This window comes from Halanaerobiales bacterium, assembly GCA_035270125.1.
Taxonomy (GTDB): Bacteria; Bacillota; Halanaerobiia; order Halanaerobiales; family DATFIM01; genus DATFIM01.
This window is the reverse complement of the sequence record DATFIM010000189.1, coordinates 1-6,770: the sequence shown is the minus strand read 5'-3', so window position 1 is coordinate 6,770 and position 6,770 is coordinate 1. Positions and strand designations below refer to the sequence as shown.

At 31.9% G+C, this 6,770-nt stretch carries 9 protein-coding genes; 1 reads left to right on the top strand and 8 read right to left on the bottom strand.

What is annotated here, in order from left to right; genetic code table 11:
• From VJ881_09705 to pta, 8 genes are all read right to left on the bottom strand, one after another.
• Window positions 1-723: DUF561 domain-containing protein (locus VJ881_09705; protein ID HKL76327.1), on the bottom strand; the 723-nt coding region annotated here is incomplete at its 3' end.
• Window positions 724-1,716: a beta-ketoacyl-ACP synthase III gene (locus VJ881_09700; protein HKL76326.1), complete on the bottom strand. Its 993-nt coding sequence runs from the start codon at window positions 1,714-1,716 to the stop codon at window positions 724-726.
• A gap of 3 nt (window positions 1,717-1,719) precedes the next feature.
• Window positions 1,720-2,724 carry a phosphate acyltransferase PlsX gene (gene plsX, locus VJ881_09695; GenBank protein HKL76325.1) on the bottom strand — a complete coding sequence of 335 codons (1,005 nt, stop codon included), beginning with the start codon at window positions 2,722-2,724 and terminating at the stop codon, window positions 1,720-1,722.
• Window positions 2,721-3,293 (bottom strand): transcription factor FapR, encoded by a 573-nt coding sequence (gene fapR / locus VJ881_09690; GenBank protein HKL76324.1) that lies wholly within the window; start codon window positions 3,291-3,293, stop codon window positions 2,721-2,723. The genes plsX and fapR overlap by 4 nt, the downstream gene beginning before the upstream one ends.
• A gap of 136 nt (window positions 3,294-3,429) precedes the next feature.
• Window positions 3,430-3,597, bottom strand: coding sequence for a 50S ribosomal protein L32 (gene rpmF, locus VJ881_09685; protein HKL76323.1), 168 nt, complete (start codon window positions 3,595-3,597; stop codon window positions 3,430-3,432).
• 45 nt (window positions 3,598-3,642) lie between these two features.
• Entirely contained in the window at window positions 3,643-4,137 is a 495-nt protein-coding gene (locus tag VJ881_09680) for a DUF177 domain-containing protein (protein ID HKL76322.1), read from the bottom strand.
• Between the two features lie 71 nt (window positions 4,138-4,208).
• The gene (locus tag VJ881_09675; GenBank protein HKL76321.1) at window positions 4,209-5,405 is read right to left on the bottom strand and encodes an acetate kinase; all 1,197 of its coding nucleotides are present in this window, start codon (window positions 5,403-5,405) and stop codon (window positions 4,209-4,211) included.
• Window positions 5,406-5,441: 36 nt separating this feature from the next.
• Window positions 5,442-6,446, bottom strand: coding sequence for a phosphate acetyltransferase (gene pta / locus VJ881_09670; GenBank protein ID HKL76320.1), 1,005 nt, complete (start codon window positions 6,444-6,446; stop codon window positions 5,442-5,444).
• Window positions 6,447-6,606: 160 nt separating this feature from the next.
• Between pta and VJ881_09665 the strand changes: the two genes are divergently transcribed.
• On the top strand, window positions 6,607-6,770 hold a 164-nt coding region (locus VJ881_09665; GenBank protein HKL76319.1), incomplete at its 3' end, for a nucleotidyltransferase family protein.

Genomic DNA, 6,770 nt, shown 5'->3' with positions numbered 1-6,770 from the left:
TTTACGAGTCAATTTATTTTTTAAATTTCGGACTGGATGACCGGTAGAACGACCGGTTACAACTGCATCTCTATCTCTAGATTTAAGTATAGCTTTTTTAAATTCATCAGCAGCAGTACATTCCTTTGAACAAACAAATCTTGTACCAATCTGTACTCCAGAGGCTCCTAAACTTAAAGCAGCAGCCATACCTCTCCCATCAGCAATCCCTCCAGCAGCAATAATAGGAGTATCTACTTTATTTGCTAATTGGGGGATGAGAGCCATAGTAGTTAAACGGCCAATATGGCCTCCTGCTTCATGGCCTTCAGCAATCATGGCATCTACACCCACTCTTTCCATTCTACGTCCTAAAGCCACAGAAGGAACAACAGGAACAACTTTAATTCCAGCTTTATTAAATCTATCAATATATTTTCCAGGATTACCTGCTCCTGTTGTAACTATAGGTACATTTTCTTCTATCACCATATCAATAACATCTTCAATATAAGGAGATAGTAACATCAAATTTACAGCAAATGGTTTATCTGTTGCTTTTTTTACTTTCTTTATTTCCTTTCTTACTACATCAGCGGGAGCATTCCCAGAACCTATAATACCCAGGCCACCAGCTTTTGAAACAGCAGCAGCCAATTCACCAGTTGCAACCCAGGCCATGCCTCCCTGTAAAATTGGATATTTTATATCGAGTATTGAACATAGTTTAGTATTTATTGACATTTATTTTCCCTCCTCATTCCATTCTAGAAATGCAGATGCCCAGGTTAATCCAGCTCCAAAGGCAACTAACACTATTTTATCACCATTTTTTATTAATCCTTTATTTCTTGCTTCAGCCATGGCAATCGGTACAGAAGCACTTGATGTATTGCCATATTCAGGTAAGTTCATATATACTTCATCATCTTCTAAATTTAATCTTTTAGCAGCAGAATTAATAATTCTAGTATTTGCTTGATGAGGAATAAATAAATCAACATTTTCAGGTTCATACCCAGCTTTATTAACTACATCAATAGAAGATTGACTCATCCTTTTAACGGCAAATTTAAAAACCTGATTACCTTCCATTTTAATATAATGTAATCTATCTTTAACTGTTTTTTCAGTTGCAGGATGTAAAGAACCACCACCAGGCATATAAAGACTATCTCCACCACTACCATCAGAACCAAGGTCAAATGACATAAAACCACCATGATCTACTGATTGAACAACTGCTGCTCCAGCTCCGTCACCAAAAAGCACACAGGTATTCCTATCTTCCCAATCCATAATTTTAGAAAGAGTTTCAGCACCTACTACTAAAATATTATCATACATACCGGTTTCAATAAACTGACTTGCAACACTTAAACCATATACAAAACCTGAACAACCTGCTTCCAGATCAAAAGTAGCTGCATTTGCAGCTCCCAATCTATCTTCAAGAATACAGGAAGTTGCCGGAAAAGGCATATCTGGAGTTACTGTAGCTACAATAATCATATCTAAATTCTCAGCTTTTAAATCAGCTTTTGCCAGGGCTTTTTGTGAAGCATGATAGGCAAGGTCACCTGTTGTTTGATTTTTTGCAGCTATATACCTTTGTTTGATACCAGTTCTACTTTTAATCCATTCATCACTTGTATCAACCATTTCTTCTAAGTCTTCATTTGTCAAAACTTTATCTGGAAGATATTTTCCCCATCCAGTAATTGAAGCTTTTTGCATATTCTATTCACCATCCCTATTGATTTCATCTTCTATTAATTCAACAATATTATTATTAATAGCATTTCTTGCAACTTTTATAGCATTAGCAATAGCAGTTGAATTTGAACTACCATGACTAATTATAACTATACCATTTATACCAAGTAAAGGGGCTCCCCCATATTTACTATAATCCAATCTATCTTTCATATCTTTTAAATATGGTTTTAAGATTCCTGCTCCTATTTTAGCTCTTAGATCTTTAGTTAATGTGTCTTTTAAAATATCAAATACAAAAGAAGCAACACCTTCAGTTGTTTTTAAAACAACATTACCTACAAAACCATCACAAATCACAATATCACAATTATCTTTAAAAATATCTCTTCCTTCTACATTACCAATAAAATTAAGTCTTTCATCATTTTCCAGTAATTGATAAGTCTCTTTTACTAATTTATTTCCTTTTTTCTTTTCTTCGCCAATACTCAAAAGGCCAATTTTAGGATTAGAAACATTTAATATCTTTTTAGAATAGATTTGGCCCATAATTGCAAATTGATGAAGATTTTCTGGTTTTGAATCAGTATTAGCACCAGCATCCATTAAAAGAGTCTGACCACCTTTAGCCGGAAAAACAGTTGAAATTGAAGGTCTTTTAATACCAGATAAACGACCTATATTAAATAAACCTGCAGCCATAACTGCCCCGGTATTACCTGCAGAGATAAAGGCATCTCCCTTTTTTTCTTTTATAAGGTTAGAACCTATTGCTAAAGATGAATCTTTTTTACGTCTTAATGCTTTAGCAGGAGAATCATTCATGGTAATAACTTCTGTTGCACTTTCAATCTGGATTCTTTCCTTTTTATAATTATTGTATTTTTTTAATTCTTTTTCAATTAAATTCTTTTTTCCTACTAAAGTAAGATTAAAAGTATTATCTAATTTACAAGCTTCTACAGCACCTTTAACAATTTCCTCAGGAGCATTATCTCCTCCCATTGCATCTAATACAATATTCACTCTTGAATCTCCCCCTTTTTCTTGGCAAACATGACAAAGCTGCTGCTAAAAATTTCATCTTCATCAGAATAAGTATTAACATCAATATAATATTTATTTTTTTTATATTTTCTAACATAAGCCTTTGCTTTTAAAATTTCTCCCACTTTTGCTATTTTTTGAAATTTAACTTCAGATGAACCGGTTAATACAATTTCAGCATCAATAGCTGCCACAGCGAGAGAATTAGCCTGAGCAAAAATATGGTGACCTCTAATAATAGGAGTTTTCTTTAAAGCCATATCTTCTGTAGCTCTTAAATAAGATTCTGCATATTTATTTAACTCCAACTCTATTAACTCCCCAATAACTTCACCTTCAGTTACTGAAGTTAATCTCTGATAAGCATTTTGGGCAAGATTTTTTGTTCTCTCTCGCATTTCTGGAATTCCCATTTCCATTCTATCTAATCTTATTGTCTGAATACTAACTTCAAATTTATCTGCTAATTCTTCATCAGTTAAAAAAGGATCTTTTTCAATAAGATTTTTTAACATTTTCTGTCTTTTCTTTTTTCTTGCTTTCCTCATATAATCACCTTTTAGCAGAATTTATATTAATTAAGACCAGCTCATAATATCTACTTCTAATATTATATATTAGCATAAAGATAATTGCAAATAAAAAAGAGTAGTCATTTCAGACTACTCTTTTAAATCTAGGTTATTAAACTACCTGTTCTCCCTTATAATATCCACATTCAGGACATACCCTGTGTGGTAAAATCTTTTCATGGCAATTAGAGCACTCAACTAATGTTGGCTCTTTTAACTTCCAGTGTGTACGTCTCTTTCTTTTTTTCATTTTAGAAGTTCTCTTCTTTGGTACAGCCATATTTATCCACCTCCTTAAACAATTAATCAATCTATAAGTCTTTATTTAATCTTCATCAAAAAAATTCTCTAGATCAGCTAATCTAGGATCAACTATTTCAGTATCACAATCACATTCCTCTTCATTTAAATTTTGCCCACATTCTGGACATAAACCCTTACAATTTTCATCACAAAGAGGTTTTATAGGAATATTTAAGAAAATATTATTTTTTAGAATTTGATCAATCTTTACATTTGCTAAATTTTCAATATCTTCATTATCAATTTCTTTTTCAATATCTATATCAATAGGATAATTGAATTTTTCCAGACATCTACTACATCTCAAAATTATATTACCAGCTAAGTTACCTTCAAGCACAAAAGACTTATCAGTATTATAAATTTTGGCATCTAAATGTAGGGGTTCTGGCACTCCTATTTCCTGTGATCTGAATTTTAAATCTTGAAAAACAAGATTAACATTAATCTCTTTAATACTTCCAATTTCATCCATATTACTTAAATCTAAACTAAAATTTGCTAGTTCTATTCTCAAAATATATTCCCCCTGACAACCACATTTAATTATACAAAAAACAATACCCAGTTGTCAAGTATTTATTCTTCCTAATTATTTACTATTTCTTCAGTATCTCTAGCGATTACTAATTCTTCATTTGTAGGAATAGTAAATACTTTAACTTTAGAATCTTTTGTAGAAATTTCTCTAGTTTCACCACGAACATCATTAGCTTTTTCATCTATTTCTACACCTAAAAATTCCATATCTTCCATAACATCTTTTCTTACATCTTTTGCATTTTCACCAATACCAGCAGTAAAGACAATTGCATCTACACCACCCATAGCAGCTGCATAAGAACCTATATATTTTTTAACACGATAATTAAATAACTTACGAGCTAATTCTGCTCTTTCATTTCCATTTTTAGCTGCTTCTTTAACATCACGAGAATCATTGCTTACTCCAGAAACACCTAATAATCCACTCTTTTTATTTAAAATATTATCAACTTCATCAGCTTCTAAACCTTCTTTTTTCATCAAAAATGGAATTATAGCTGGATCAATATCACCACTTCTTGTTCCCATAACTAAACCTTCTAGAGGAGTTAGTCCCATACTTGTATCAACAGATTCACCACCATCAACAGCAGCTACACTGGCACCATTACCTAAATGACAGGTAATTACTTTAACATCTTTGGGATCTTTATCTATTAACTCAGCGGCTTTTTTAGCAACAAACTTATGTGAAGTTCCATGGAAACCATAACGGCGAACACCATATTTTTCATAATACTCATAAGGAATAGCATACATATATGCTTCTTCAGGCATAGATTGATGAAAAGCAGTATCAAATACTCCTACCTGAGGAGTTTCTGGCATCATTTCCTTACATACCTTTATTCCAGCTAAATTAGGTGGATTATGTAAAGGGGCAAGTTCTGATACCTCTTCCATTTTATCCACAACTTCATCACTAATTAATGTTGAATGAGCAAATTTTTCTCCTCCATGTACAACTCTGTGACCTACAGCAGCAATTTCATCCATAGAATCAAGAACACCATTTTCTTCATCAAGTAAACTATCAATAACCAGTTCAATCCCTTTAGAATGATCTGGTATTTCATTTTCTACTTTAAATTCTTCACCATCTTCATTTTCATATTCCAAAAAAGCACCATCAATACCTATTCTTTCAACTACACCTTTCATTAACACATGTTCATTTTCCATATTAAATAGTTGATATTTAATTGAAGAACTACCACTATTTAAAACTAATATTTTCATTTAATTTCAACTCCTTTTTTATTTATATTATAAAATTTAATTTTCCTGTACCTGTGCTTGCACAGCTGTAATTGCTGTAACATTAACAACATCCTCTATAGAACATCCACGAGATAAGTCATTAACTGGTTTAGCAATCCCCTGTAAAATAGGTCCTATAGCCTCTGCTCCTGCTAATCTTTGTACTAGTTTATAGCCAATATTACCAGATTGTAAATCAGGGAATATAAGAACATTTGCTTTTCCAGCCACATTACTTTCTGGAGATTTTGTTTTAGCTACTTCAGGAATTAAAGAGGCATCAGCCTGAAGTTCTCCATCAAGCATGATTTCTGGAGATTTTTCTTTGGCTATTTCTGTTGCTCTTACTACTTTATCAACTAATTCATGACAGGCACTGCCCTTTGTTGAAAAAGAAAGCATAGCAACTGCCGGATCTATACCCAACATTTCTTTAGCAGTTTCTGCAGAAGAAATAGCAATTTCTGATAATTGTTCTGCAGTAGGATTCGGATTAACAGCACAATCAGAGAAAATCATTACTCCATCATTTCCATAACAACAATTTGGAACATTCATAATAAATGCTCCAGATACTACTGAAATACCAGGTTTGGTCTTTATAATTTTAAATGCAGGAGATAAAACATTTCCAGTAGCATTTACAGATCCTGCAACCATTCCATCAGCTTTTTCAGTATATACTAACATAACTCCAAAATAAAGAGGATCTTTTATTTGATCTTTTGCCTCTTTTCTAGTTATATCTTTGTGTTTTCTTAATTCATAATAGGTTTCAGCAAATTCATCTAAATAACTGGATTGTTCTGGATTAATTATTTTTACTCCTGTTAGATCTATATTATCTTTTTTTGCTTTTTTAAGAATTTCATCTTCATCTCCAAGTAAAAATAATTCAGCCAGATCCTGTTCTACTATTTTCTCAGCAGCTTTATAAACTCTAGGTTCATATCCTTCAGGTAAAACAATAGTTTTTTTGTCATTCTTAGCTTTGTTTTTAAATATTTTCATTATATCCATTTTATTAACCTCCTATAGTTAATATTTGCCAGAAATCTATGTACTTACTTGTTGAGTTAACTTAAATTTGGTATCATATTATATATACTACACTAAATCTAATTATCCTGTTAAAATGATAAAAGAAAAACTTATCAAACTTTTTTGACATTTAAGTGAGGTGAAGTTAATTTTGAAAATTACAGGCATTATCACCGAATATAATCCTTTTCATTATGGACATCTCTATCATTATGAAAAAAGTAAAAAAATCACAAACTCAGATGCTGCTATCTGTGTAATGAATGGTAATTTTACTCAACGAGGTCTACCAGCAATTACTGA